The sequence below is a fragment of the Algoriphagus taiwanensis genome, from assembly GCF_036245645.1.
Lineage (GTDB): Bacteria > Bacteroidota > Bacteroidia > Cytophagales > Cyclobacteriaceae > Algoriphagus > Algoriphagus taiwanensis.
Map to the genome: position 1 here is coordinate 26567 of NZ_BTPE01000015.1, position 24226 is coordinate 50792.

The window sequence follows — 24226 nt, forward strand, 5'->3', positions numbered from 1 at the left end:
GATATGAAGGCGTTACAAAATCTCTTCGATAGTGTCAAGCCGAACTTTGAAAAGGGAGGCAAATGGGAAAAGTTTTATACCCTTTATGAAGGTCACCGGACCATTGCTTTTGCTCCGGACTTGACCACAAAGGCAAAAGGTGCTCAAATCAAAGATGCCACAGACCTGAAGCGGGTGATGATCACTGTGGTGATTGCCATGATTCCTGCCTTGCTTTTCGGGATCCTCAATGTGGGACATCAGCACTTCATCGCCACTGGTGAGGAAGCTACTTGGGTAGACAAAGCCATCTTTGGTGCTTGGTCTGTCCTTCCGATTGTAATTGTTTCTTACGCAGTCGGATTGCTTACTGAATTCACCTTCTGTGTAATCCGAAACCACCCTATCAGTGAAGGTTATTTGGTGACAGGTATGTTGATTGCCTTGGTAATGCCTCCGTACATTCCGCTTTGGCAAGTTGCATTGGCTACTATTTTCGCTGTAGTGGTAGGCAAGGAAGTATTTGGTGGCACAGGGATGAATATCCTGAACGTCGCGATGACCGCAAGAGCTTTCCTTTATTTCGCTTATCCTGCACAGATTTCTGGTGATCAAGTTTGGACTTATTTGTCTGACAAAACTGCTGTAGATGGTTTCTCCGGTGCTACCGCTTTGTCAGTGGCATACAATGCAGGCGTAGAAGGCACACCAGTAGTAGATGCCTTAGCCACCCACAATGCTTCCACAGGTGCTGACTTCAGCTTCTTCAATATGTTTATGGGATGGATTCCGGGTTCAATCGGAGAAACTTCCACCCTGATGGCCCTTTTGGGTGCTGTGATATTGATTGGTACAGGTGTAGCTAGCTGGAAAATTATCGTATCCGGTTTCGCAGGTGCTTACCTGATGGGCTTGGTAATGAATATTTTCGCTGTCAATGAATTTATGGCGATGCCTCCTCAGTATCACTGGGTAATGGGAGGTTTGGCTTTTGGAGTCATCTTTATGGCTACTGACCCGGTTTCTGCAGCGCAGACGGAGACAGGAAAATGGATTTACGGTCTGCTGATCGGTATGCTTACGGTGATTATCCGAGTGACTAATCCAGCTTATCCAGAAGGTATTATGCTAGCCGTTCTTTTCATGAACGTGTTTGCACCTTTGATCGATTATTATGTAGTAAAAGCCAACAAAACAAGGAGGTTACAACGTGCAACAGTCTAACGTTTATATCATCACATTTTCGGTCATATTGACCGTGGTTCTTGGTCTGCTTCTATCAGGCACTTCTCAGGTTTTGGGACCTTTGCAGAAAGAAGCTATTGCCTTGGACAAGAAAAAGCAAATCTTGGGTGCTGTGATTTCCGGTGAGGAGATCGATGCGATGAGTCCTGAGCAAATCAATGCCTTCTATGCAAATAGAATTTCTTCTGTAGTAGTAGACATCAATGGCAAGGAAGTTACTGAACAAGCTGGTGCACCTGTCACTGCTGAGAATGTAGACATTGCCAAAAACTACAAGAAGCCTGCTGATCAGCGCTTGTTTCCTGTTTTCATTTTCCATGCAGAAGGAGACAATGAAGCTGTTGAGTCCTACATTTTCCCGCTTTACGGAGCTGGACTATGGGATGCTATCTGGGGTTATCTGGCATTGGATACGGATATGAATACAGTAGGTGGTATTACTTTAGCCCATGCTGGTGAAACTCCAGGTTTGGGAGCAAGAATTACTGAGCCAGGTGTTCAGGAAAGATATACTGGAAAAGAGATTTTTGATCAGAACGGAGAATTGGTTGCAATCCAAATGCAAAAAGGAGAAGGAAAAGATTATTCCTCTGATCCTCACAAAGTAGACGGTATGTCTGGAGCTACAATTACCGGAAACGGTGTGAATGCCATGTTGCAGAATTATCTGGGCTACTACAAGTCTTTCATCGAATCCAAAAAGAACTCTCAGGCAGTTGCCGAGGCTCTTTAATCCCATTCTTTCCACCTTTCTAGAATAAAGACCTATGAGTGCTGAAACTATAGAAAAAGCGATTGAAAAGAAGCCAGCTGAGGCTCTTCTTTCCAAGCGCAGAAAAAAACTGGTTACCGATCCTCTAGTAGATGACAACCCGATCACCATTCAGGTTTTGGGTATCTGTTCTGCCTTGGCGGTAACGACCCAGATGAAGCCTACTCTAGTAATGGCAATATCTGTAATCTTCGTAGTGGTCATGTCCAACTTGGCCATCTCTCTACTTAGAAATACTATTCCGACCCGAGTTCGAATTATCGTGCAATTGGCTGTGGTTGCAACTTTGGTGACTTTGGTTTCCGAGGTGCTAAAAGCTTTCGCTTACGATATGTATAAGGAGCTCTCCGTATTCGTTGGATTGATCATTACCAACTGTATTGTAATGGGTCGTTTGGAAGCTTTTGCTTTGGGTAATAAGCCTTACGATTCTATCCTTGATGGTTTGGGGTCTGCCTTGGGTTATTCCTGGATCATTCTTGCGGTAGCTTTCTTCCGCGAACTCTGGGGTTCTGGATCTGTATTCGGAGTTCCTGTATTTGATTATGTTTCCGGTCTATTTGGTCCTGACTTCAAGTTGGCGACCAATGGCTTGATGGTTTCTCCTGTAGGTGCGTTTATCATCTTGGGCTTGATCATCTGGGTGCAGCGCACCAAAACAGGGTATGTTGAACACTAAAAATCGCTTAGAAAAATGGACTTAATTAATCTTGGAATCCGGTCGATCTTTATCGACAACATGGTTTTCGCCTACTTCTTGGGGATGTGTTCTTTCCTTGCCGTTTCCAAAAAAGTAAGTACAGCCCTTGGTTTGGGTGCTGCTGTTATTTTCGTATTGACTGTAACTGTGCCTGTCAACTGGCTTTTGAATGAATTTGTATTGAAAGAAGGTGCTTTGGCTTGGGCTAATGCTTCTTTGGCTTCAGTAGATTTGACTTTCCTACGCTTTATCATGTTTATCGCGATCATCGCGGCGATGGTACAGCTGGTAGAGATGGTCGTTGAGAAGTTTGCCCCTGCACTTTATGGTCAGTTGGGTATCTTCCTTCCTTTGATTGCGGTAAACTGTGCGATCTTAGGTGGATCTCTTTTCATGGCTCAGAGAGACTATACTTTCGCCGAATCTGCAGTTTATGGATTTGGTTCAGGTACAGGTTTCTTCTTGGCAATCGTAGCTTTGGCTGCTATCCGTGAAAAATTAAAGTACTCTGCTGTACCTGATGGATTGAAAGGATTGGGAATTACCATGCTTTTGACTGGATTGATGGGTATTGCCTTCATGTCCTTCATGGGAATTGACTTGTAAAATCACCTTATCATAAAAAAATGGCTCCGGAGGTATTCTTCGGAGCTTTTTTGTTTTTGGTGGTAAAACATTCTTGTCAATTATCCCTTATCTTGAACCTAGCTAATCAAAACCTTGCCTTATGATAAAACTTACTTTCCTTTTTGCCTTCACCTTTCTTTCCGTGTCTGTTTTCGCTCAAAAGGGAGAATGGATCGAGCTTTTCAATGGAAATAACCTGGACGGCTGGAAAGTTTCAGAAAACCCGGGTTCTTTTACCGTAGAGGATGGAGTGATCAAAGTAGCCGGTCCTCGAGGACATGCATTTTATGTAGGCCCAGTGGGCGACCATGACTTTAAAAACTTTGAATTGAAGGTCGAGTTAAAGACTATGCCCAAGGCTAATTCTGGAATTTTTATCCACACGGAATACCAAGACACCTGTTGGCCTAATGTAGGCTACGAGATTCAGGTGAATCAAAGCCATGGAGACTGGAGGAAAACGGGCAGTGTATATTCCTTTCAGGATGTCCGGGAGGTTTATGTGGAAGATGGAGAATGGTATACCGAACACGTGATTGTGGAAGGAAGCAAAATTACCGTCAAGGTCAACGGACAGACCATCAACGAATACGATGAATCCAAAGACGAAAAGCGCGGTGGCGATTTGGGTACAAAGAAGTTGAGTAGCGGAACCATTGCTCTTCAGGCCCATGACCCGGAAAGTGTGATTTACTACCGAAGTGTCAAAGTGAAAATATTAGACTGAAATCCTTGAAGACCAACAATAAAATGCCTTTTCTTACGATTGGGCATTTTTTTTGAAATACGATTTATATGGCTTTTACCTATCGCAGAATCTTATCCTATTTCTTTCGAGGATTACTTTTTCTAACGCCCTTGGCAGTCACTATTTATGTGATGTACGCCATTTTCGTTTTTCTGGACAACTTAATTCCCGTGCCTATTCCCGGTATCGGGATTTTGATGGTTTTGGCTCTGATTACCTTTATCGGTTATTTAGCCAGTCTCTTCTTCACCAAGCCCTTCTTTGAATGGTTTGAGCGGGGAGTGTTTAAGATTCCTTTGGTTAACCTGCTTTATACCTCCATCAAGGATTTGATGGGGGCATTTGTAGGGGAAAAGAAAAAATTCAGCTCTCCGGTCATTGTGGAGATTTCTGATTCCATGTGTCGCTTGGGTTTTATCACTCAGGAAGACATGGCTGTGGTGGGCAAAGAGGACATGTTAGCAGTTTATTTTCCTCACAGCTACAATGTCTCTGGAAATGTATTTTTGGTCAAGAAAGAAAAGGTGACCCCACTCAGGGGAGTGAAAAGCTCTGATGTGATGAAGTTTATGGTTTCAGGTGGGGTATCCAATTTGGAGCCTCATTAAAAAACCTTTACCATGAATTCTTCTTGGGGGACAAATTTCCCGATTTCCCAAAAAACCTGATTTTCCTGCTTCATTGTTGCCTCAAACCAATCCCTGTTTTCCGGAGCAACTGCAATCAATAAACCACCACTAGTCTGCGGATCACAAAATTTGACCAGATCCATCCCATTTATTCCGGTAGCCTTGGTACTGAATGCATTCCAATTTCGGTACGTATTGTCCGGGAAAATAAACTGATTGATGTAGTCTTGAATTCCTTCGATCAAAGGGATTTTTGCCAGTTCGATCTCAGCGCTTAGGCCTGCACCCTCTGCCATTTCAATCAGATGGCCCAACAGACCAAAACCGGTAACATCCGTGAGGGCATGGACCTCCTCATGATTCCCCAAAATCGCCCCGATGGAGTTTAGCCTGCAGGCCGTATCCAAAAGATTCCAATAGTCCTTTTCTTGGATTTTTTCTCTTTTCAAGGCTGTTGCTAATACTCCAATTCCGATTGGCTTGGTCAGAAAGATCAAATCTCCGGCCTTGGCCCCGTTGTTGGTTTTTATCTTTTTTGGGTGAATGACACCGTTGACCGAAAGCCCGAAAATAGGATCTTTTGCCGCAATGGAATGCCCTCCTGCCAGCTCGATACCCGCCTGATTACAAATCTGCTTGGCTCCTTCCATTACTTTCGCAGCGAGTTCCGGTGCCAACTTCTCCACAGGCCAGCTTAAAATCGCATTGGCGAAAATCGGTTTCCCACCCATAGCATAGATATCAGAAATGGCATTTGCTGCCGAAATTCGCCCAAAATCAAAAGGATCATCAACAATTGGAGTGAAAAAATCCACGGTATTGATCACTGCCAAGTCCTCAGAGACCTGATAGACTGCCGCATCGTCTTTTGAAGAATTGCCCACCAAAAGGTTAGGGTCTTTTTGGGAAAAAGATCCGCTTGAGGACAAAATTTGCTCCAGGATAGCTGGGGCAATTTTGCAGCCGCAGCCGGAGCCTTCGCTCCATTCGGTTAGTCGGATGGGTTTAGTTTCCATACAGTTGGTGTTTAGCTTGTAAAAGTTGGTGAAGTTGATCTTCCAAGGAAAGATGACTTAGATCCAGATGTTTTGTTTTTCCTTCTTCATGCCTTTCCAAGTCAAAATCATAGGTTTTGTCGTAATACAACAAAAGATTCCGAATCCAGGAAGGGTGATTTTTGGCCTCAATATCTGCAATCGCTTCTTGCGTTCTCAAACCACCCAATCGCTTCTGAAGCCTTTTCACGGCCTGAATCAGTTCTGCTTTTGGAAGTATGGCATATTCCTCTTGGATATGCTGGATTCGCTCAGTTTCGGATTTTTGAATGTCTATGAATGGACTATGAATCATCTGCTCAAAAAACCGATCAGGAAGAATGACTCGGCCGATTTTCCGGCTTTCATTCTCTACCCAAATAGGCTGGTTAGCGTCCAAGGTACGGAGCTTTTCTGCCAAAAGATTCTCAAACTGCTCCACGCTAGGCTGGGGTGGAAGTCCAATCGATCCAAAGGAAGAACCCCGGTGATTGGCCATACCTTCCAGGTCCACTACCTGTTCTCCATTTTGGGCCAGTGCTTTTAAAAGCTGGGTTTTACCCACCCCTGTTTTTCCTCCCAAAACCAAGAGCCGGAGATCTTTTCTTACCTCTTCAAAAGTGAAATTCCTGTAGGTTTTGTAGCCACCTTTTAATCGGAAAATCTCAAACCCTACCATTTCCAGAAGCCAGGACAGAATCTGACTTCTCATGCCTCCTCTCCAGCAATACACGATGATTTTTTTCTCTGGAAAACCGGAAAGGGCTTCCTTTTGAATTTGGTGAAATCTGGGGCCCACCAGTTCAAAACCCTTTAAAACAGCATGCTCAGGACCTTTTTGCTTGTAGAGTGTTCCGACTTCAATCCTCTCTTGATTGTTGAGAATGGAGAGGTTGATGGCTTCGGGAATATGGCTTTGGGCAAATTCCCCTTCACTTCGGGCGTCGATGATTGGCATTTGCTTTCGCAAAGTCCAGAAATCATCCAAGGAAATCATCGTTTCAGCCATATCGGTGGTGAAGATAAAAAAAGCCGTGAAGTTTTCTCCACGGCTCGATTCTCAGTGTAATTAAGAATTAAAGTTGTGCGTCCAGCTTTTGAGCAAGGACTGCTTTTGGCACAGCGCCGATTTGCTTGTCTACAATCTGTCCATCTTTGAAGAACAAGAGAGTAGGGATAGAGCGGATTCCGAAAGCTTGAGCTACAGAAGGATTGGAGTCCACATCCACCTTACCGATGACTGCTTTACCCTCATATTCTGCGGCCATTTGCTCTACCACGGGGCCGATCATTTTACATGGTCCACACCACTCTGCCCAAAAGTCTACCAATACTGGCTGATCACCGGAGATGATTTCTTCGAAATTCGCATCGGTGATTTCAATTGCTTTTCCCATTTTATTTTTGTTTGATTCTGTTCGGATTTTCAAATATATCAGAGAAAGTGAATCGTCGCCCGATTAGTTCCTGCGGAATTATTTTTTTTGTCTATGATAGATAGGCAGCCTTCATATTTGGCTTTTCAATAGTATTCAAAAACCCTTCTTTCTACCGGAGAAATCCCAAATCGCACGTCATTGACTACTTCTTCGATCTTTTGGTTTTTGTCATTATATATGTAGACAAACTCAGGGCTCCCAGCATTTGCTAATCCCATGTTCAAGAGTTTTTCTGCCAAAAGACCTTGCTCGTTGTACTTGTAGTCATAAAATCGTAGGGGAAAATCCGAGCCGGATTCGTAATAAACTTCCCTTTCTATTTGATTGGGCAGATCGGAGGAATAGAGGTATTCGTGGCGATTATGATTGCTCTCTGTACCTCTTCTATACGAGGTGATTTGGCCTGAATCATTATAGGTGAATCGTTCATAAGGAATAAAGACATCATCTTTTCCATGAAGGACTTCATGGATTTTATTCTCTTCTGAGTATTCCCATTTAAAGAAAAATGCGAAAAACAAACCTGCCGAACTTCGGTCAAAAACCCTTTTTTGATCGATTCTGTCATCTTCCAAATATTCGGTTAGCACAATCCTTACTGTGTCACTATCCTTGATGGTGAAGCTGAGTTTTTCCCGTTTGTTTACATCATAATATAAGTCCCTACGATATTGAAGCGTCTGGGGGCCGTAAAAGTATAACTCGGATTTGAGTTTTCCCGCAGGCTGGAATAATGGACCGTTGATGACCTGTTCCAATAAAATGAGATGCTCATCTATTTCAAGGTCAGGAGAAAGATCGTCCGAATTGGTGCAACCCGCCCACATGAAAACTAGGCCAAAGCTAAATTTAAGGAGATCTTTCATCGTTTTCGTTTACGGATAGATTACTCAGTATGTTCTTTGTTTTAAACGTCAGATCACCCTATAAATTACTTCCGGGATGGATTTTAGCTCCTGAATCATCTCCGAACTCGGGTCCACGGTGAATTTCTTGGAGAAGAGCTCCAAGGTGATGTTTTCTTTTTTGTCAATCACATCAATGAATAGTTTGGCGGCCCCTTTATACTTAACCGTGATGGCTTCTAGTTTTTCCATCAAGTCGTAATTCAGATCATCCAAGTCGATATTCACTCGGATTCCTTTGACCATTTTTCCACGGACTTCACTGAGAAGCATCATGTTGTTGATCTTGAATTCCAGCTCATTTTCATTGCCCCATTTCCGCTGTTCGGCTTTGCCCGTTAGGAATAGGAACCATCCGGTCATGAAGTATTCCTTGTACTTGACATAGTCCTCCCCAAAGAGAAAGAAAGTGTGAGAACCGTGGTAATCCTCGAGAGTCAGCGTCCCGAATGGTTTTCCGTTTTTGGTGGTTCTGTGGGCAAAAGAAGCCACTGAACCGGCCATTTTCAGTTCCTTGCCTTTTAGGCTTTCCAAATCTGTCAATGCAGTCAATGGACAATTGGTGAAGGAGTCTATTTCCAGCTTGTATTGATCCAAAGGATGTCCGGAAATAAAGAGCCCAACCACTTCCTTTTCAATATTCAATTGCTGAATCTGTGAAAATGGCTCCATCGGGGCTACAGATGGCAATGGAATCTCGGCATTCCCTCCTCCGCCTCCGAATAGGCTTACCTGAGCGCTTTCTTCTTCTTGCTGCACCTTTTGGGCATACTTAGTCGCTTTTTCGATCAAAGTAATGTCTCCATCCGGCGCTTCGAGATATTGTCTGCGGTGATGCTCTTTGAAGCAGTCAAATCCTCCTGCCATAGCCAAAGCTTCCATAGTCTTCTTGTTCAGAGCCCGGGAATTGACCCGCTTCGCAAAGTCAAAGATGTTTTTGAAAGGGCCTGCTTTGATCCGTTCTTTAATGATTTCTTCTACAGCAGCAGCACCTGCACCTTTGATCGCAGCCAGCCCAAAGCGGATTTCCCCGGCAGCGTTAACTGTAAAGTCACTTTTAGATTCGTTGACATCAGGTCCCAAAACCGGGATTCCCATTCGCTTGCACTCTTCCATGAAGAAAGTCACCTGAGTGATATCATTCATGTTGTTGCTGAGCACCGAGGCCATGTATTCTGCCGGATAGTGGGCTTTGAGGTAGGCGGTCTGATAGGCTACCCAGGCATAGCAAGTGGAATGGGACTTATTGAAGGCGTAAGAGGCAAAAGCCTCCCAGTCTTTCCAGATTTTTTCCAGGGTTTTGGCATCGTGACCCTTCGCAGAAGCTTGCTCTACAAATTTGGGCTTCATTTTGTCCAAAACGTCCTTTTGCTTTTTACCCATCGCCTTTCTCAAGACGTCAGCCTCACCCTTGGTAAATCCGGCCAGTTTCTGGGACAAAAGCATTACCTGTTCCTGATAGACTGTAATCCCGTAGGTCTCTTCCAGATACTCCTTCATATCATCCAAGTCATAGGAAATGGGTTCTTGCCCATGCTTTCGCTTGATAAATGAAGGAATGTATTCCAATGGCCCCGGTCTATACAAGGCATTCATCGCAATCAAATCTGCAAAGACAGTGGGTTTCAACTCCCGCATGTATTTCTGCATCCCGGCAGATTCGTATTGGAAAATCCCGACTGTTTCGCCCCGTTGGAAAAGCTCGTAGGTTTTCTCGTCATCAATAGGGAAAGCATCCGCATCGAGTTCAATGCCGTGTCGTTCTTTGACAATTTTGATGGCATCCTTGATCAAGGTAAGGGTCTTTAAGCCCAAAAAGTCCATTTTGAGCAGTCCGGCAGATTCTACTACTGAGTTGTCAAACTGGGTGCAAACCATATCCGAGTCTTTGGCAAGGGCTACCGGGACAAAGTTGGTGATGTCATCCGGTGTGATGATTACCCCACAGGCATGGATACCGGTATTCCGAACCGAACCTTCCAATACTGTCGCTTGATTTACGGTTTTGGCTAATTCGTCCTGTCCTTGGGCGATTCGAAGGAGCTCTTCGGCTTTTTGGATCAATTCTCCCTGACCTTTTAGCTTGTCATGGAGAGAAGGGCGATTTTTTGCCAGGTCAAAAAGTGCCTTCAGCTTGATATCAGGAACCAAATTAGCTAAGCGTCCAGCCTCTGCCAAGGGCAGGTTGAGTACGCGGGCTGTGTCCCGAATGGCTGATTTGGCGGCCATGGTGCCATAGGTGATAATTTGGGCTACCTGATTGCTACCGTATTTTTTGATCACATAGTCGATTACATCCTGTCGGCCCTCGTCGTCAAAGTCAATATCAATATCGGGCAAGGAAACCCGATCAGGATTTAAGAATCTCTCAAAAAGCAAATCGTACTCGATAGGGTCCACATTGGTAATTCCGATGCAATATGCCACGGCGGAACCCGCTGCCGAACCCCGGCCCGGTCCTACGGATACGCCCATTTTTCTGGCGGCACCTGTAAAGTCCTGTACAATCAAAAAGTAGCCCGGATACCCGGTTTTTTCGATGGTGGCCAACTCAAAGTCCAATCTTTCCTGAATTTCAGGTGTAATTTCTTTGTATCGCTTTTTCGCTCCTTCGTAGGTTAAGTAGCGCAAATAGGCATTTTCTCCCCGCTTTCCTCCATCCACTTCGTCTTCCGGATGCTTGAATTCCTCTGGAATGTCGAATTTGGGAAGCAATACCTCCCTAGCCAGTTTGTAAGCTTCGCACTTGTCTACAATTTCTTGAGTGCATTCGATGGCCTCAGGAAGATCGGCGAAAAGTTTTTTCATTTCCTCCGGACTCTTGAGGTAGAATTCATCATTGGGAAAGCCATAGCGGAATTCTCTACCCCGCTTTCCAATGTACTTTTTGGGCTTTTCTACCAGCTCCCCATCCTTCACACACAGCAAAATATCGTGTGCTTTAGCATCTGCTTTGTTGTTGTAATAGGTGTTGTTGGCTGCGAAATATTTTACGTCATATTTGAGCGCAAAATCCAACAGCACCTCATTCACTTTTTCCTCTTCGGGGATTCCGTGGCGGTTGAGCTCCACATAGAAGTCCTCCCCAAACTGCTCTTTCCACCAAAGAAAGGCTTCTTCAGCCTGGGTTTCTCCCACGTTCAAGATGAGATAGGGGATTTCTCCCCAAAGACCGCCTGTGGTCGCGATGAGGTCGCCTTTGTATTGAACTAGCAGTTCTTTATCAATTCGAGGAACATAATAAAAACCTTCAATATTGGCATAGGAGGCCAGTTTGGCGAGGTTGTGATAGCCGGCTTTATTTTTGGCAATAAGTACCGTTTGGTAGCCGTCGTCCTTATTGGCTTTGTTTTTCCGATCCCGACACAGATTGAATTCGCAACCCAAGATGGGCTTGATTTCTTTGCCCATGGCTTCTTTCACAAAGTGAAATGCACCCATCATATTCCCATGGTCGGTCATGGCGATGGCTGACATTCCCATGGATTTTGCTTTGGCAACTATGGCCGGAATCTCTGAGGTAGCCTGAAGAACAGAGTATTGGGTATGGACATGCAGGTGGGTGAAGGGAACTTCGGCCAAGTCGGAGATGTCCGCTTTACCGGCTTGCTTGAGAACTTCTTTGGCTGCCTTATGCTCATCTTTGGCTTGAACAAAATTAGCTTCAGACAGCTTTGGAGCCTCATAAATGACTTCCTCGAGGAGGATTCCCGGTTCAGGCTTTTGCACTCCCTGAGTGATCAGTCCAAAAAAGCATCGGGCCGTGGCATCCACGTCATAGGCTGCATCGTGGGCGTCTTCAAAGCCTACTCCAAACAGTTTTTGGTGGAGTTCGGTAAGGGTAGGCCATTTGAATTTCCCACCTTTTCCACCAGGAAGGGCGCAGAAGTCGGTGGAGATATCCTTGGTGTCCAGCTCGGCTTTGCCTTCCATTGGCATCACGAATTCCGCCCGCAGGTATTCCGAACCGACCACATTGATATCAAAACCGATGTTGTGGCCTACTAAAAATTTAGCCTGAACCACATCTTCCCGGAAAAGCTGCAGGATTTCTTTCAGGTCATGCCCTTCTGCCAAAGCCCGCTTAGTGGAGATTCCATGGACTTTCTCCGCATTGTAAGGAATCGTAAAGCCCTCCGGACGGATGATATAATTATGGTTGGAAATGAGCTTGCCTCGGGCATCGTGCAGCTGCCATGCGATCTGAACCAACCTGGGCCAGTTGTCCACATCAGACATGGGTGCATTGTAATCCCGGGGTAAACCGGTGGTCTCTGTATCAAAAATGATGTACATACTTCTTGGGGAAATGAGGCTTCAAATTAGGGGATTATGCGGAAGCAAAAAATTGATTGGCGGGAATTGTCACAATAAAAGTCTAAGACTCTGATTTCCTTATAATTATTGATAATTTATTGAAAATCAGGTAGTAATGAAATTTTAACTTTGAAATTGTACAGATTTTTTTGAGTGCTTCATGAGGTAGATTCTAATAATCTCCAAACCTTATCTTAGTGAAATTCAGAATTTGGAAGGTGGTTCTGACTTTGTTAAACCTCATGGGAATAGGCTTGTTTTTATTTATTTAAATCCATTTTTGGGTTTTATCCTTTCTCAATACCTTATTTCCCACATCCAAGCCTGCTTACTTTCAATTGAGGTCTTAATAAAGTCTTTTACTAAGTCCAGATATGCGGTGCCTGAGACTTCCCTTCCTTTCATTTTTTTGGGGAGAGTAATGGGTTCTTTAGGCTCTCCAAAAGTAATTTTCTCTGCTTCAACGATAAGCATACCGTCATTGATGTCGTAAGCCAGAATTAAACCTGGTAGTCCGAAAAGCTCCTCAGGACCCACCGGTACTGGAATATCAGAAGCGAACCAAGCGGTAATCTTTTGGCCTTTGACGGGGTCCTCACTCACTGCTTTCATGCACATGTGTCCAAGGATATCGCGGATTTCATTCATCACCCTCCATTTGGGTGCAGTCAGGCTGTCCCGGACTATAAAAGTCTTGCCCATTTGGTCCATGTATTTCAAGTAGGTTTGATCTTTTAGGTTATTTTCAATTAAATAGTCCTCTACCTGCCAAGAGTAGCTGCGCACTTCATAGGGCTCACCGAAAGTATAGAGGCTTTTTTCCGGCCAAAACTGGAGTTTCATTCGGGTGCTGTAGCCTTCTGGATTACCCCAAGTGAGGAGAATTCTGTCTCTTTCTTGCTGGGTGAGGTAGGGCAAGCTTGAATAGATTTTGTCATAAAAAATTTTGTAACGGTATTCTACCTCTCCGATAACATTTTGACCTCTAAGTCCGGTTGTGATCATTATCAGAATTAGGGTTTTGAGAAATTTCAATTTCATTGTGGTAAAAGTTAACAGCTTAGTTAAATTATCTTCGATCTTTTACTTCCACTCCTCGCATATTGTAGGTCACTCCGAGTAGGAAATATCTGGATAGGGTTTCAATTCTTCCTGTGGAAACGAAGTTTTGACCTGCAAATTGATTGATCGTTTGATTTTGCTTGAAGATGTCATAAGCAGAAAGCCTGACTTCCCATTTTTTTGCCTCGCCGAGAAGTTTATAGATAAATGCATTTAGGATGGGTACTTCCTGATTAAATCCAAAACTTTCGTTTTCAAATCGGCTATAGTTAAATTTCATATCAAAGTAGAAATCTTTAGGAAACTTGATATTCATGTTTGTATAGGCAGTCGAATTAACAATATCCTGGTTTTGAGCGGGATTCTGATCGTATTTGGTTTTGCTCAATCGGAACGAGGTGCCTGCGTAAAAATTGAGCCATTCCGTCGGGCTCAAGTCTAAATTGACTCCAAAATTATAGCTAAAGGTATTTGTCTCTGTTTCAATGGAGTTAATCAAAGCAAGGCTTTTCGTATAGGATGGATTTGCATTAATGTTCGCGTTTATTTTAGTTTTTACAATTGGAAATCCAAAACCTAGGTAGGTAAAATACCGCTGTCCACCGGAAACATTTCCTGACTTAAATGTAGTGACAAAGGTCTCGGGGTCTATCGTTTGGTTTTGAACTATCTGGCTTTGGTAGAAGGTTGAATTCAATGAAAAATAAAGATTTATAAATGTAGCAGGATCATACATGTTGTATCCGGCATTTAGAGAATGGGTCACTTCAGGTTGCAAATCGGGATTTCCTTCTCGAATGTACAACGGGTTAGAAATGTCCTTGTATGGCTGTAAATCATTGATATTTGGAGGAACAACACCCATGGCATAGCTTGCGTTAAGGCGTTTGTTGCCTTTCATTGTTTTGTAATAGGAAACATTCGGGGTGAGATTGAGGTAGTTTTTGTCCACCGTTCCTAGAATTTCACTCCCTTCAACCACCGAAAAGAGCCCATTCAATTTAAAGTTTGCCGCTGCCAAACCCACACTAAGGTTTGAGCCTTTGTTTGCATAGCGGATACTTGAGCCTATCCTATTGTAGGTAATTATATTGTCAAAAAAGCGGCTTAGGTCAGGATTTAGCTCTTGAATGTCACTGGACTCTACATCGAAAACTTTACGGTCCGTATTGCTCGTGGTTTGGCTGAAATTGTAGAAAGTTTCCCAAAAAAAGGTTTTGTTGATTGGTTCGACAAAAAGTAAGCTGGACTTGAACAGGTTGGAGGTATTCAATGCCTCATTCACTTGGTCCAAGCTTTGGAAAAAGGAATTCGGATCCGATGAATCCATCATGTCGGCTACGGCTTTTTGGATACCATCCTGATCTGCATTGGTGTAGGTGTTACTTATACTTGCTGCGAAGTTTCTTCCGCTTTTTTTGAATTTATGTCTGAAAATTGCAGTTCCTTGGAAGGCTCCAGACCATTTATTTGATTGGTTGATACGGTCCAGTTGGCCTTGCTCCACATTATTTGATAATACCTCCTGAAAGCTTAATAAGGAAGTAGTGAGTGTGCTCAGCCTACCCTTTGCATTAATGGTAAGGGTGTTGGCACTGTCAAGCTCATTTTGAAATCGAAAATTTACCCTATGGTGACCAGCTATGTTGTTTTGTTTACTTCGGTCGGTGGAGGTAAAGGATGAATTGTCCTCAAGAAAAGTAGTTCTGCTATTGAAACTCTCCACAATTTGGTCACTTCGGCTGTAGAAGTAGTTGGCGCTAAGGTCTTTTTTGTCTTTTAGACGGTTAAAATTGACTCCGAAAGCTTGATTATTGGAAAAGCCTGAGCTGAGGTTGTTGAAGGGGATTTCGAAGGAATCTTCGCTGTCTCCTCCTGAAAAAAATATTACATTCCCTCCACTGCTGTTAAACCCAAAATCTCCCGTGTCTCCAAATTGAAATGCGCCACTTCCCCTAAACTCCTGCAAGTCATCCCAATCCAATCCGGTTTGGTTGACATTATTGCCATAGCCAATGACTGAAAATTGGTTCACGTTGTCAAATTTGTTGTAAGAGGCATTGGAAGACCATCTTTCGTCTGTGCCTCCAGCCGCTGAAATTTTTCCAAACCCTCCTTTTTTGGCTTCCTCTTTCAGCTCCACATTCAACGTTTTTTCATTTACCCCGTCATCTACCCCGGTGAGTTTGGCTTGCTCTGACTTATCGTCGTAAAGCTGAAGTTTACTTATTGACTCTGCATTCAAGTTTTGGGTAGCCATTTTTGTATTTCCTCCAAAAAAACGCCTTCCATCGACGGTTACCTTCTGGACACGTTGGCCTTGGGCAACTATATTCCCTTCTGCATCGATTTGCATCCCGGGCAGCTTGCGGAGTAGGTCTTCCAAGGTAGCCCCCGGAGGAACTTTGAATTTGCTGGCATCATATTCCAGTGTGTCCCCGCGCATCATGAGCGGCGCTTTGGCTGCTTTCACTACTACTTCGTATAGTTCTTGCATGATGGGAATCAAGCGAATCTCTTCCACTTGCAATTCATCTGCCTCAGGCAAAACAAGTTCTTTTTGGAAGGGAATATAGCCCATGTAGGTAGCCTTGACCAAGAGTGGTTGCCTATCTATATTCTTGAAAATATATTCCCCATCCTTATTGGTCAATGTGTAAGCGACCAAAGCAGAGTCTTTTGGGCTAAGGAGTAAAACCGAGGTGTAGTCAAGAGGGAGGTTTGTTGTGTCTTTTACCGTTCCACGAATGGTTAATTTAGATTGGGCTTTCAGAGCGCAAGTGGAGGCAAGCAGTAAAAAGAGGGAAAAGAAAAGTTTCATATTTTAAGGCTTGGTTTTTAATATCCGCCGAAACCTGCACACAGCTAAAATTTTTTCCAGTTGATCACTTTGGCCGAGGCTTTTCTGAGAAGTTGATCTTCTCGGGTTTGGAGAGGAAGAATAGTGATTTTGTCTAAAATATTAGTAGTTAATTGATTTCATCCTTTGTAGATCATTGTTCCCTTCAATTCTCTTCCAACATTCTACCAGATAGATAGAGATCAAGGTTTCTTTTAGGTTAGCCCCATTTCCAATTAAGGATTCTTTGCTCCCATGTATTTAGAAGAAGTGTTCTAAAATACTAAGAGAGGTTATTTATCACTTAAATTTCAGTGATTATTTTCAAATAATAAAACGAAAAAATTGTTAAAAAATGTTGGAGGCGAAATTGGGTTAGCGAATGGTGAGAAATATTTAGGTTGAATAGGGTGCCAAACTCTATACAAAAATTAACTTCTTTGAGAATTTCTCTTACATTAAAATCTTAATATTCATCATTTTAGAGTAAGTTGTCCGAAGACCAAAGATTGATAAATCGAATGTTCAACCAAGAAATTTTCTCCCAAATGAATCATCCGGTAAAGAAAAGGAGGAAAACCAATAAAGAAATCATTATCGATTAGCTTCAATTAAGAAATACATAGAAAAATTTTGCGCCAAACTGCTAATAGAGAAAAGGAATTCTAGGTTATTCATGAAAATATGCCTCTTTTAGTAGGCAGTTGTCACGAAATACTATACTTCAGTTTAAAAAACGTTTAAATAAATTACCTCTTATCTTCCCAAGGCATATAGACGACCTTTTTGGTCTCAAAAAAATCTTCCTTGAAGTAGTCGCTCAGATGATAGGTAACATAAGACTTGCCTGTTTCTTCCATTTCTTCATCCACATCACCACCTTTGAGATAAAGAATGCCATTGGGAAACTCGTTGAAGTCTTCTTTTTTGATTTTCCCTTTCACCCAAGGATAAAAATTAATCATTCGAGTCACAGCCCGGCTGATCACAAAGTCATATTTCCGCACCAAAGTCTCGGCTCTAGCCTGCTGGGCTTCGACATTGCTTAATTTGAGTGCTTTGGCGACTTCCTTGACCACGGTGATCTTTTTTCCAATCGAATCAACCAAATGGAAGTGGGTATCGGGAAAAAGAATGGCCATCGGAATCCCCGGGAAACCACCCCCAGTACCAATGTCGAGTACTTTGGTACCCTGCTGAAAGCGCATGACTTTGGCAATACCCAAGGAATGCAGCACGTGATGGACATAAAACTGATCCATATCCTTGCGGCTGATCACGTTGATTTTGGCATTCCAGTCTTCATAGAGCTCTTGCAAGCGGTCAAATTGCTCGATTTGCTTCTCGGTGAGGTCAGGAAAGTAGGAAAGAATCAGCTGGGTGCCGGAGTTCATCAGATGTGTTTTTCTTTGCCGGAGGCGATTTCGTACAGCAACTCCCGAGAGCGGTGAAGCTGGGCTTTTACAGTTCCGAGGGGTTTTTCCAATTCTTGGGCAATCTCCTCGTAGGAGAGTTCATCGAAATAGCGCAGTTGAACAAGCTTTCTGTATTTGGCAGGAAGTTTATCCACGAAAATCCTCACCATCTCAATACGTTGGGATCTGATGAATTCATCCTGAGGATTGTTGTCGTCATCTTCCACATCGATATTGACCGAGTTGCCGCTGTCATCCGATAGCGTATTGTTCAAGCTCATGGTTTTGAGCTTTTTCTTTCGGATAAAGTCAATGGTATTGTTGGTAGCTATTCGGAAAAGCCAAGTAGAAAACGTGTAATCTTTTTTGAATCGGTGAAGATTTCTGAAGGCCTTGGCGAAGGCTTCCATGGTCAAGTCCTCCGCATCATCCGCATCCCGGATCATTTTGAGAATCATGAAATAAACGGCCTTTTTATACCGCTTCATCAGGGTAGCATAGGCTGTTTGGTCCTTTTCAATGACCGCTTTGTCAATCAGATCAAAATCCTGAAGCGCTTTGTTTGAAAAACCTCGTTCGTTTATTTCCATTTGATGTCTTTTGCCTGGTAGGAAACTGTGCCCAAAACCCAGAAGTATGCGAGGTAAAACAAATCATGAATCAGGGTTTGGGATACCTTTACCTTGCCTTGGATTCTTTTGGAAGCGGAGCGGAAAATACTCCAAACCAAAATAACCCTCATGGTGATAATACTGAAAACGACCAAAAATTGTTCCCATTGCTTGAAAACTCCCAAATAGATCAATAAGCCCAGGCCACCAATCCAGAATAATGCATGGGAAAAAGAGTAAAGTCCTATTTTTCGCTTGTCTTCTCCTCTGAGGTATTTTCCTGCATGGAGATGACGCTTCTTTTGAATCAGATATTCCTTCCAGGTTTCTTTTGGCAAGGAAAGGGTCGAAGCTTCCGGGTCAATGACCAATCCGGTATTTTTTCCAGTAGCGTAGGCATTGACAAACAAGTCGTCATCCCCACCTTCCAAATGCCAGATTCCTTTAAATGCTTTTACATCCATGAAGAAGCTCTTGCGGTAGCACAAGTTTCTTCCAACACCCATGAAAGGGGCTTTCCACAACCCAAAAGAAAGGTAAAGCAAGCCAGTCAGTAAGGTTTCAAACTGGATCCAAGCATTCAGCATGCCTTTTTTGGATTCATAGCCCGAAAATCCCAAAGCAAAGGTTTTTCCTTCCTCTCGTACCGGAGCAGTCATTTTTTCTATCCATTGAGGGGAGGAAGGCATACAATCTGCGTCAGTCAAAAGGATGACGTCGTACTTCGCCACTTTGATACCCAAGGTCAATGCATATTTTTTGGAAGTGACGTGATTGGGTGTGTATTTGACAGTAACGGATCTGAGGCGTGGATATTCAGCCATCATTTCTTCCAAAAGTCGTTTGGTTCGATCTGTACTTCGATCGTTCACGATCATGACATCGTACTTGGGGTATTCCTGTTCAAAAAGCATGGGAATCAGCTTCTTCAGGTTGTGGTATTCGTTGTGTGCGGATATCAAGACAGTGACTCCTTCTGCAGATTCTGAAGCAGAACTGGAAGAAGATGGAGTCTTGGACCAAGCGGTCCTACCAAATATCAACAGGAGATAAACTGCCTGAATAAGAATACCAATGCCAAAGAGAAACCAAAGTAAAAATAGGCCCATAGGTCGATTTTGCTGGGCAAATATAAAATCTATTTCAGCAAGTCATTTAGGAATAAGTGGATATTTTTGCAAGCCCAAACCCTTTGGTAAAAACCGAGGTATTTTCGGAAAATTTCTACCGCATGAAGTTTACTTTAGAGAAAACAGACTCCCAATCCCAAGCCCGTGCCGGCCAAATCCAAACTGACCATGGCACGATCCAAACCCCGATTTTTATGCCTGTGGGAACGGCAGGAACGGTCAAAGCGGTTCATCAGCGGGAGTTAAAGGAAGACATTCAGGCTCAGATTATTTTGGGAAACACCTACCATTTGTATCTCCGGCCAGGCTTAGATATTTTGGAAAAAGCCGGTGGACTTCACCAATTCAATGGTTGGGATCGGCCGATTTTGACAGATTCGGGAGGCTATCAGGTCTTTTCGCTTGCGGGTACCCGAAAGATCAAAGAAGAAGGAGTCACCTTCAAATCTCATATCGATGGGTCGAAGCATGTTTTTTCTCCTGAGGGAGTTATGGACATTCAGCGAAGCATCGGGGCGGATATCATTATGGCCTTTGACGAATGTACGCCTTATCCCTGCGAATATGGCTATGCCCGAAATTCCATGGAAATGACCCATCGCTGGCTGGATCGCTGCATTAATCGATTTGACTCTACGGAAGGGAAATATGGCTACAGCCAAACGCTTTTTCCGATCGTGCAGGGTTCGGTTTACAAAGATCTTCGAAAGCAAAGTGCGGAATTCATCGCTTCCAGAAACCGGGAGGGGAACGCTATTGGTGGGCTTTCTGTCGGCGAACCGGCAGAGATGATGTACGAGATGACTGAGGAAGTGACAGCTATTTTGCCTCGGGATAAACCGCGATATCTCATGGGAGTAGGGACGCCAGCCAATATTCTGGAATGCATTGCCTTGGGAGTGGATATGTTTGACTGTGTGATGCCGACAAGAAACGCCCGGAATGGCATGCTTTTCACTTCTGAGGGAATAATCAATATCCGAAATGAAAAGTGGAAGGATGATTTTTCTTCCATTGACCCGGCAATTGGCAACTATGCCAGTACCTTCTACTCCAAAGCCTATTTGAGGCATTTAACTATTTCTAAGGAAATTTTGGCAGCTCAAATAGCCAGTATTCATAATTTAGCTTTCTATCTCTGGCTTGTCGGACAGGCTAGAGAGCATATCCTTGCCGGAGATTTTGCCGTTTGGAAGGATCAGATGGTGAAAAAAGTAAGCACGAGATTGTAAATCATGAAAATACTGGACTGGCTGATCATTAAGGAATTTCTGAAGACCTACTTTTTTGTGGTGGTCATGTTGATCCTTATTGTTTTGGTCTTGGACTTCACCGAGAAAAACGATACCTATATCCGAAATGAAGTTCCTTCGGGTGAGATACTTCGGTACATGGGCAATTATGGCCTGTATTTGAATAATCTCCTGACACCGATTACCGTCTTTATCGCGGTTATTTTTATCACTTCCAAAATGGCCGGGCGAACCGAAATCATTGCCATTTTGAGCTCAGGAGTGAGTTTTGTTCGGCTTTTGGTTCCTTTTCTTTCTGCAGCGGTGATGATCGGAGCGATCAGCTTTGTTTTGAATGGATGGATCCTTCCGGGAGCCACAGCAGGAGTGACGGAGTTTAGAATAAAATATCTGGATAAAGGGCGGGCATCCACAGATCCCAATATTCATGTCAAAGTAGGTCCTGATACCTACGCCTACCTGAGTAGGTTTTATCGCACAGGAAATACAGGCTATAATTTTACTTTAGAGGAAATCCGGGACGGAGAGTTGATTTCCAAGCTTTCTGCAGACCGGATTCTTTGGGATACCACAACCAATGCCTGGAAGGTAATGAATTGGAGGCTTCGAAAACTCCGGCCGGATGGGGAGGACTATACTGTGGGCGAACAGCTGGATACGGTGCTTTCCATAACTCCCGCAGACTTTGATTTGCCGGAAAACCACCACGAAACGCTCAAATTGCCTGAATTGACTCAGCAGATCAAAATTCTTGAAGATCGGGGTGCGGACAATGTCAGCTATTACCGAATCGAGCGTTATGTACGGTTTATGTCTCCGTTTGCGGCCTTGATTTTGACTTTCATCGGGGTTATCATGTCGGCCCGCAAAACTCGGGGTGGCTCGGGTTTTCAGATAGCCATGGGCTTTCTTTTGGCTTTTATATATATACTTCTCTTTATCCTATCCAGAACCTTCGCTGAAAACGGAGCCCAATATCCCATTTTTGCCGTCTGGCTACCCAATATCATTTTTGCTGTGACTGGCCTGGTACTTTATAAAACAGTTCCCCGCTAAATGAATCAGTCCAATCTGAAAGACTACCTGATGCTGCACTTTATTGTGCTTATTTGGGGATTTACGGCGATTTTGGGTTTGCTGATCAGCCTGCCTTCTTTGGAATTGGTGTTTTATCGAACTCTCCTTGCTACAGTTGGAGTGGCTTTGATCATGGTTTTCAGGAAAAAGCCCATGTGGGTCACGACTCCTGAACTACTGAAAATTACCGGTGTTGGGGCTATAATTTCCCTGCATTGGATTTTATTCTTTTGGTCGGCCAAGGTTTCCACTGCCTCTGTTTGCCTGGCAGGAATGGCCACTACCTCACTTTGGACAGCTTTTGTAGATCCTCTGATCAACCGAACCCGAGTGAAATGGTATGAAGTGGCTTTGGGGCTGCTTGTTATTTCCGGATTGCTGGTCATCTTTCAGTTTGAGACCGGGTATTGGCTGGGCTTGACCATGGCTTTGGTTTCAGCATTTCTGGCGGCTCTTTTTTCCGTTCTTAATGGCAGGCTGACGCAAAAGCATACACCTTACCAAATCACCCTCTATGAAATGGGGGCTGCAAGCTTATTTGCCCTGCTCTTTATGCCGCTTTATTCTGCCTTTTTAATGGATGGTGCTCCAATTCAGTGGGCTTGGAAAGGCCTAGACTGGTTTTGGCTGTTGATTTTGGGAGGAATTTGTACCGTTTATGCCTTTTCGGTTTCTGTGGACTTGATGAAGCGATTGCCGGTTTTCTCAATTAACCTGACTATCAATTTGGAGCCGGTTTACGGAATACTTTTGGCTGTGCTGGTTTTTGGAGAAAGTGAAAAAATGACTCCCCAGTTTTATTTGGGAACGCTGATTATTCTGATTTCGGTGCTGATTTATCCGGTATTGAATTATTGGAATAAGCGGAGGAAAGCTGTTAGGACCTTAGGTTGAATTGCTACAGGGTAGTCAAGTCTTTCAATGTCTCAAGTGCTAGATCCAGTTGCTCTTGTGAAATTTTGCCAAGTCTCTCGATCAACCTTTGCTTGGAAAGGGAGCGAATATGGAAGATCATCAACTCAGACTTTTGTTTTAAGCCATTTTCAGCTGAAGGTTCCAGGATTGGGTTTCCTTTGTAATTCTTGATTTGAGAAGTCAAAGGGGCTGTGATGACCACTTGCAAATAGTCATTCATCAGATTACCGCTCAAAATGACGACAGGTCTTCTGCCGGCTTGTTCAGAACCAGTTACAGGATTGAGGTCTGAAATCCAGATTTCACCTTGTCTCATCTTCGATTTGCTTCAGATATTCTCCCATCCCTTCTTCAGCCAAAAGAATCACATCGTCATCCTGAGCCGCTAATTTGTAGGATTTGATGTATTCGGCGCGTTTTAGATGTTCCAAATAGAGACTGAGGGCATTTTCAATCAATTTGTTTTTGGGCATGGCAAGCTTTTCCGCATAGGTTGCGAGCTTTTGAAGAAGTTCATCAGGAAGTGTACTGGTAAAAGTTGCCATATAATTTATATTTACGATTTGTAAATATAAATTGTAAATCAAGGCATTACAATACGCTTTCGAAAATAAAGTAGTCTGATTTTAAACTTAGATTATCTGGCTTTTCCTCAAACAGACCAAAGACGCTGGAGCCTGAACCGGACATGGCTGCGTAAAAAGCTCCGGCTTCATACATTTTCTCTTTAATCTCGGCGATTTCAGGATGGTTTTTGAAAATGCTGGCTTCAAAGTCATTGACCAGTTCCGCTTTCCATCTACTTTGGTCGGCCAAGACTTCTTCAAGTTTAACTTTTGGGGCTGCAGGAGTCACACCGGCATAGGCTTCTTTGGTCCCCACATGGATACCGGGATTGATGAGAACCAAATGGCGGCCTTTCAGGGAAAGATCGATAGGCTCCAGGATTTCTCCCCGGCCTCGGGCGATTTTTGGCGTGTTTTCTATGAAAAAAGGGCAGTCACTTCCCAACTGCGCTGCATATTCCTCCAGAAAGAAATTATCCAAATGGAGGTCAAAGAGATTGTTCATCAGCTGAAGAGCAAAAGCACCATCTGCCGACCCTCCTCCAAGTCCAGCGCCCATAGGAATGTGCTTGTGCAGATGGATTTTAAGGGGCGGTAGTCCCGGGAAGTCTTTTCTTAATAGTTTTTCGGCTTTGAGAATGAGGTTGTCCTTTGGGTCTCCGGGTATGGAAAGTCCCGAGGAGTTCCAACTTGGCTTTTTGTCCAAAACCATTTCCAAAGCATCACAAAGGGGAATAGGTACCATGCAGGTTTCGATGTCGTGGTAGCCATCTTTCCTTCTGGCTGTGATATGAAGACCCAAATTGATTTTTGCGTTGGGGAAAGTGATCATGAGATAAGCTTTGAGGCAAATTTAATCGAAAAGCTCAGGAGCAGTTGATTCTTGAGAGTAATTGAATAATCGTTAAAAATTTCAAGATATTTTGAAAAATATTTAACCCTAGCAAAATTTGAATTAAATAA

22 protein-coding genes are annotated in these 24226 nt (G+C 43.5%); 9 read left to right on the forward strand and 13 right to left on the reverse strand.

Features of this window, described 5'->3' with window-relative positions:
• The first annotated feature begins 3 nt into the window (after positions 1-3).
• The 6 genes from AAA938_RS17390 to AAA938_RS17415 all read left to right on the forward strand — a co-directional run bounded on the left by AAA938_RS17390 (position 4) and on the right by AAA938_RS17415 (position 4679).
• Complete coding sequence (locus AAA938_RS17390; protein WP_338230036.1) at positions 4-1203, forward strand: NADH:ubiquinone reductase (Na(+)-transporting) subunit B; 1200 nt, start codon at positions 4-6, stop codon at positions 1201-1203.
• The gene (gene nqrC / locus AAA938_RS17395) at positions 1190-1957 is read left to right on the forward strand and encodes an NADH:ubiquinone reductase (Na(+)-transporting) subunit C (RefSeq protein WP_338230037.1); all 768 of its coding nucleotides are present in this window, start codon (positions 1190-1192) and stop codon (positions 1955-1957) included. The genes AAA938_RS17390 and nqrC overlap by 14 nt, the downstream gene beginning before the upstream one ends.
• A gap of 34 nt (positions 1958-1991) precedes the next feature.
• A complete protein-coding gene (locus AAA938_RS17400) occupies positions 1992-2675 on the forward strand; it encodes an NADH:ubiquinone reductase (Na(+)-transporting) subunit D (protein ID WP_338222014.1) in 684 nt (227 codons plus the stop codon).
• A 15-nt stretch (positions 2676-2690) separates the two neighbouring features.
• The gene (nqrE, locus tag AAA938_RS17405) at positions 2691-3302 is read left to right on the forward strand and encodes an NADH:ubiquinone reductase (Na(+)-transporting) subunit E (RefSeq protein WP_338222013.1); all 612 of its coding nucleotides are present in this window, start codon (positions 2691-2693) and stop codon (positions 3300-3302) included.
• 121 nt (positions 3303-3423) lie between these two features.
• Positions 3424-4050: a 3-keto-disaccharide hydrolase gene (locus AAA938_RS17410; RefSeq protein ID WP_338230038.1), complete on the forward strand. Its 627-nt coding sequence runs from the start codon at positions 3424-3426 to the stop codon at positions 4048-4050.
• A gap of 68 nt (positions 4051-4118) precedes the next feature.
• Positions 4119-4679: a DUF502 domain-containing protein gene (locus AAA938_RS17415; RefSeq protein ID WP_338230039.1), complete on the forward strand. Its 561-nt coding sequence runs from the start codon at positions 4119-4121 to the stop codon at positions 4677-4679.
• On the opposite strand, the gene selD is transcribed toward AAA938_RS17415, so the two are convergent.
• The 10 genes from selD to AAA938_RS17465 all read right to left on the reverse strand — a co-directional run bounded on the left by selD (position 4676) and on the right by AAA938_RS17465 (position 19431).
• Positions 4676-5716: a selenide, water dikinase SelD gene (selD, locus tag AAA938_RS17420; RefSeq protein ID WP_338230040.1), complete on the reverse strand. Its 1041-nt coding sequence runs from the start codon at positions 5714-5716 to the stop codon at positions 4676-4678. The genes AAA938_RS17415 and selD overlap by 4 nt on opposite strands.
• Positions 5706-6743, reverse strand: coding sequence for a tRNA 2-selenouridine(34) synthase MnmH (mnmH, locus tag AAA938_RS17425; protein WP_338230041.1), 1038 nt, complete (start codon positions 6741-6743; stop codon positions 5706-5708). The genes selD and mnmH overlap by 11 nt, the downstream gene beginning before the upstream one ends.
• 67 nt (positions 6744-6810) lie before the next feature.
• A complete protein-coding gene (trxA, locus tag AAA938_RS17430; protein WP_338222005.1) occupies positions 6811-7131 on the reverse strand; it encodes a thioredoxin in 321 nt (106 codons plus the stop codon).
• Positions 7132-7256: 125 nt separating this feature from the next.
• Positions 7257-8039, reverse strand: a complete 783-nt coding sequence (locus tag AAA938_RS17435; RefSeq protein ID WP_338230042.1) for a hypothetical protein — start codon at positions 8037-8039, stop codon at positions 7257-7259.
• Positions 8040-8087: 48 nt separating this feature from the next.
• Positions 8088-12374, reverse strand: coding sequence for a DNA polymerase III subunit alpha (gene dnaE, locus AAA938_RS17440; protein ID WP_338230043.1), 4287 nt, complete (start codon positions 12372-12374; stop codon positions 8088-8090).
• Positions 12375-12692: 318 nt separating this feature from the next.
• Complete coding sequence (locus tag AAA938_RS17445; RefSeq protein WP_338230044.1) at positions 12693-13436, reverse strand: GLPGLI family protein; 744 nt, start codon at positions 13434-13436, stop codon at positions 12693-12695.
• Positions 13437-13464: 28 nt separating this feature from the next.
• Positions 13465-16278: an outer membrane beta-barrel protein gene (locus AAA938_RS17450; RefSeq protein ID WP_338230045.1), complete on the reverse strand. Its 2814-nt coding sequence runs from the start codon at positions 16276-16278 to the stop codon at positions 13465-13467.
• Between the two features lie 767 nt (positions 16279-17045).
• Entirely contained in the window at positions 17046-17690 is a 645-nt protein-coding gene (gene rsmG, locus AAA938_RS17455) for a 16S rRNA (guanine(527)-N(7))-methyltransferase RsmG (protein ID WP_338230046.1), read from the reverse strand.
• Positions 17690-18301 carry a sigma-70 family RNA polymerase sigma factor gene (locus AAA938_RS17460; RefSeq protein ID WP_338222001.1) on the reverse strand — a complete coding sequence of 204 codons (612 nt, stop codon included), beginning with the start codon at positions 18299-18301 and terminating at the stop codon, positions 17690-17692. Before AAA938_RS17460 ends, rsmG begins: the two co-directional genes overlap by 1 nt.
• Positions 18292-19431 (reverse strand): glycosyltransferase, encoded by a 1140-nt coding sequence (locus AAA938_RS17465; RefSeq protein WP_338230047.1) that lies wholly within the window; start codon positions 19429-19431, stop codon positions 18292-18294. Before AAA938_RS17465 ends, AAA938_RS17460 begins: the two co-directional genes overlap by 10 nt.
• Positions 19432-19553: 122 nt before the next feature.
• Here AAA938_RS17465 and tgt point away from each other — a divergent pair, with 122 nt between their 5' ends.
• From tgt to AAA938_RS17480, 3 genes are read left to right on the forward strand one after another with little or no spacing between them, the layout of a single operon-like run.
• A complete protein-coding gene (gene tgt, locus AAA938_RS17470; protein WP_338230048.1) occupies positions 19554-20684 on the forward strand; it encodes a tRNA guanosine(34) transglycosylase Tgt in 1131 nt (376 codons plus the stop codon).
• 3 nt (positions 20685-20687) lie between these two features.
• On the forward strand, positions 20688-21761 hold the full coding sequence (locus AAA938_RS17475) for an LptF/LptG family permease (RefSeq protein ID WP_338230049.1): 1074 nt from the start codon (positions 20688-20690) through the stop codon (positions 21759-21761).
• A complete protein-coding gene (locus AAA938_RS17480) occupies positions 21762-22676 on the forward strand; it encodes a DMT family transporter (protein ID WP_338230050.1) in 915 nt (304 codons plus the stop codon).
• A gap of 4 nt (positions 22677-22680) precedes the next feature.
• Here AAA938_RS17480 and AAA938_RS17485 read toward each other — a convergent pair whose 3' ends face one another.
• From AAA938_RS17485 to ispE, 3 genes are read right to left on the reverse strand one after another with little or no spacing between them, the layout of a single operon-like run.
• A complete protein-coding gene (locus AAA938_RS17485) occupies positions 22681-23013 on the reverse strand; it encodes a type II toxin-antitoxin system PemK/MazF family toxin (RefSeq protein WP_338230051.1) in 333 nt (110 codons plus the stop codon).
• A complete protein-coding gene (locus AAA938_RS17490) occupies positions 23000-23242 on the reverse strand; it encodes a ribbon-helix-helix domain-containing protein (RefSeq protein ID WP_338230052.1) in 243 nt (80 codons plus the stop codon). The genes AAA938_RS17485 and AAA938_RS17490 overlap by 14 nt, the downstream gene beginning before the upstream one ends.
• Positions 23243-23288: 46 nt before the next feature.
• Positions 23289-24095: a 4-(cytidine 5'-diphospho)-2-C-methyl-D-erythritol kinase gene (ispE, locus tag AAA938_RS17495; RefSeq protein ID WP_338230053.1), complete on the reverse strand. Its 807-nt coding sequence runs from the start codon at positions 24093-24095 to the stop codon at positions 23289-23291.
• Between the last annotated feature and the right edge of the window lie 131 nt (positions 24096-24226).

What these genes read in the sequence shown, in the direction of transcription:
- AAA938_RS17390 (WP_338230036.1), top strand. Translation starts at nt 4, where the DNA reads ATGAAGGCGTTACAAAATCTCTTCGATAGTGTCAAGCCGAACTTTGAA.
- AAA938_RS17400 (WP_338222014.1), top strand. Translation starts at nt 1,992, where the DNA reads ATGAGTGCTGAAACTATAGAAAAAGCGATTGAAAAGAAGCCAGCTGAG.
- nqrE (WP_338222013.1), top strand. Translation starts at nt 2,691, where the DNA reads ATGGACTTAATTAATCTTGGAATCCGGTCGATCTTTATCGACAACATG.
- AAA938_RS17410 (WP_338230038.1), top strand. Translation starts at nt 3,424, where the DNA reads ATGATAAAACTTACTTTCCTTTTTGCCTTCACCTTTCTTTCCGTGTCT.
- AAA938_RS17415 (WP_338230039.1), top strand. Translation starts at nt 4,119, where the DNA reads ATGGCTTTTACCTATCGCAGAATCTTATCCTATTTCTTTCGAGGATTA.
- selD (WP_338230040.1), bottom strand. Translation starts at nt 5,716, where the DNA reads ATGGAAACTAAACCCATCCGACTAACCGAATGGAGCGAAGGCTCCGGC.
- mnmH (WP_338230041.1), bottom strand. Translation starts at nt 6,743, where the DNA reads ATGGCTGAAACGATGATTTCCTTGGATGATTTCTGGACTTTGCGAAAG.
- trxA (WP_338222005.1), bottom strand. Translation starts at nt 7,131, where the DNA reads ATGGGAAAAGCAATTGAAATCACCGATGCGAATTTCGAAGAAATCATC.
- AAA938_RS17435 (WP_338230042.1), bottom strand. Translation starts at nt 8,039, where the DNA reads ATGAAAGATCTCCTTAAATTTAGCTTTGGCCTAGTTTTCATGTGGGCG.
- dnaE (WP_338230043.1), bottom strand. Translation starts at nt 12,374, where the DNA reads ATGTACATCATTTTTGATACAGAGACCACCGGTTTACCCCGGGATTAC.
- AAA938_RS17445 (WP_338230044.1), bottom strand. Translation starts at nt 13,436, where the DNA reads ATGAAATTGAAATTTCTCAAAACCCTAATTCTGATAATGATCACAACC.
- AAA938_RS17450 (WP_338230045.1), bottom strand. Translation starts at nt 16,278, where the DNA reads ATGAAACTTTTCTTTTCCCTCTTTTTACTGCTTGCCTCCACTTGCGCT.
- rsmG (WP_338230046.1), bottom strand. Translation starts at nt 17,690, where the DNA reads ATGAACTCCGGCACCCAGCTGATTCTTTCCTACTTTCCTGACCTCACC.
- AAA938_RS17460 (WP_338222001.1), bottom strand. Translation starts at nt 18,301, where the DNA reads ATGGAAATAAACGAACGAGGTTTTTCAAACAAAGCGCTTCAGGATTTT.
- AAA938_RS17465 (WP_338230047.1), bottom strand. Translation starts at nt 19,431, where the DNA reads ATGGGCCTATTTTTACTTTGGTTTCTCTTTGGCATTGGTATTCTTATT.
- tgt (WP_338230048.1), top strand. Translation starts at nt 19,554, where the DNA reads ATGAAGTTTACTTTAGAGAAAACAGACTCCCAATCCCAAGCCCGTGCC.
- AAA938_RS17475 (WP_338230049.1), top strand. Translation starts at nt 20,688, where the DNA reads ATGAAAATACTGGACTGGCTGATCATTAAGGAATTTCTGAAGACCTAC.
- AAA938_RS17480 (WP_338230050.1), top strand. Translation starts at nt 21,762, where the DNA reads ATGAATCAGTCCAATCTGAAAGACTACCTGATGCTGCACTTTATTGTG.
- AAA938_RS17485 (WP_338230051.1), bottom strand. Translation starts at nt 23,013, where the DNA reads ATGAGACAAGGTGAAATCTGGATTTCAGACCTCAATCCTGTAACTGGT.
- AAA938_RS17490 (WP_338230052.1), bottom strand. Translation starts at nt 23,242, where the DNA reads ATGGCAACTTTTACCAGTACACTTCCTGATGAACTTCTTCAAAAGCTC.
- ispE (WP_338230053.1), bottom strand. Translation starts at nt 24,095, where the DNA reads ATGATCACTTTCCCCAACGCAAAAATCAATTTGGGTCTTCATATCACA.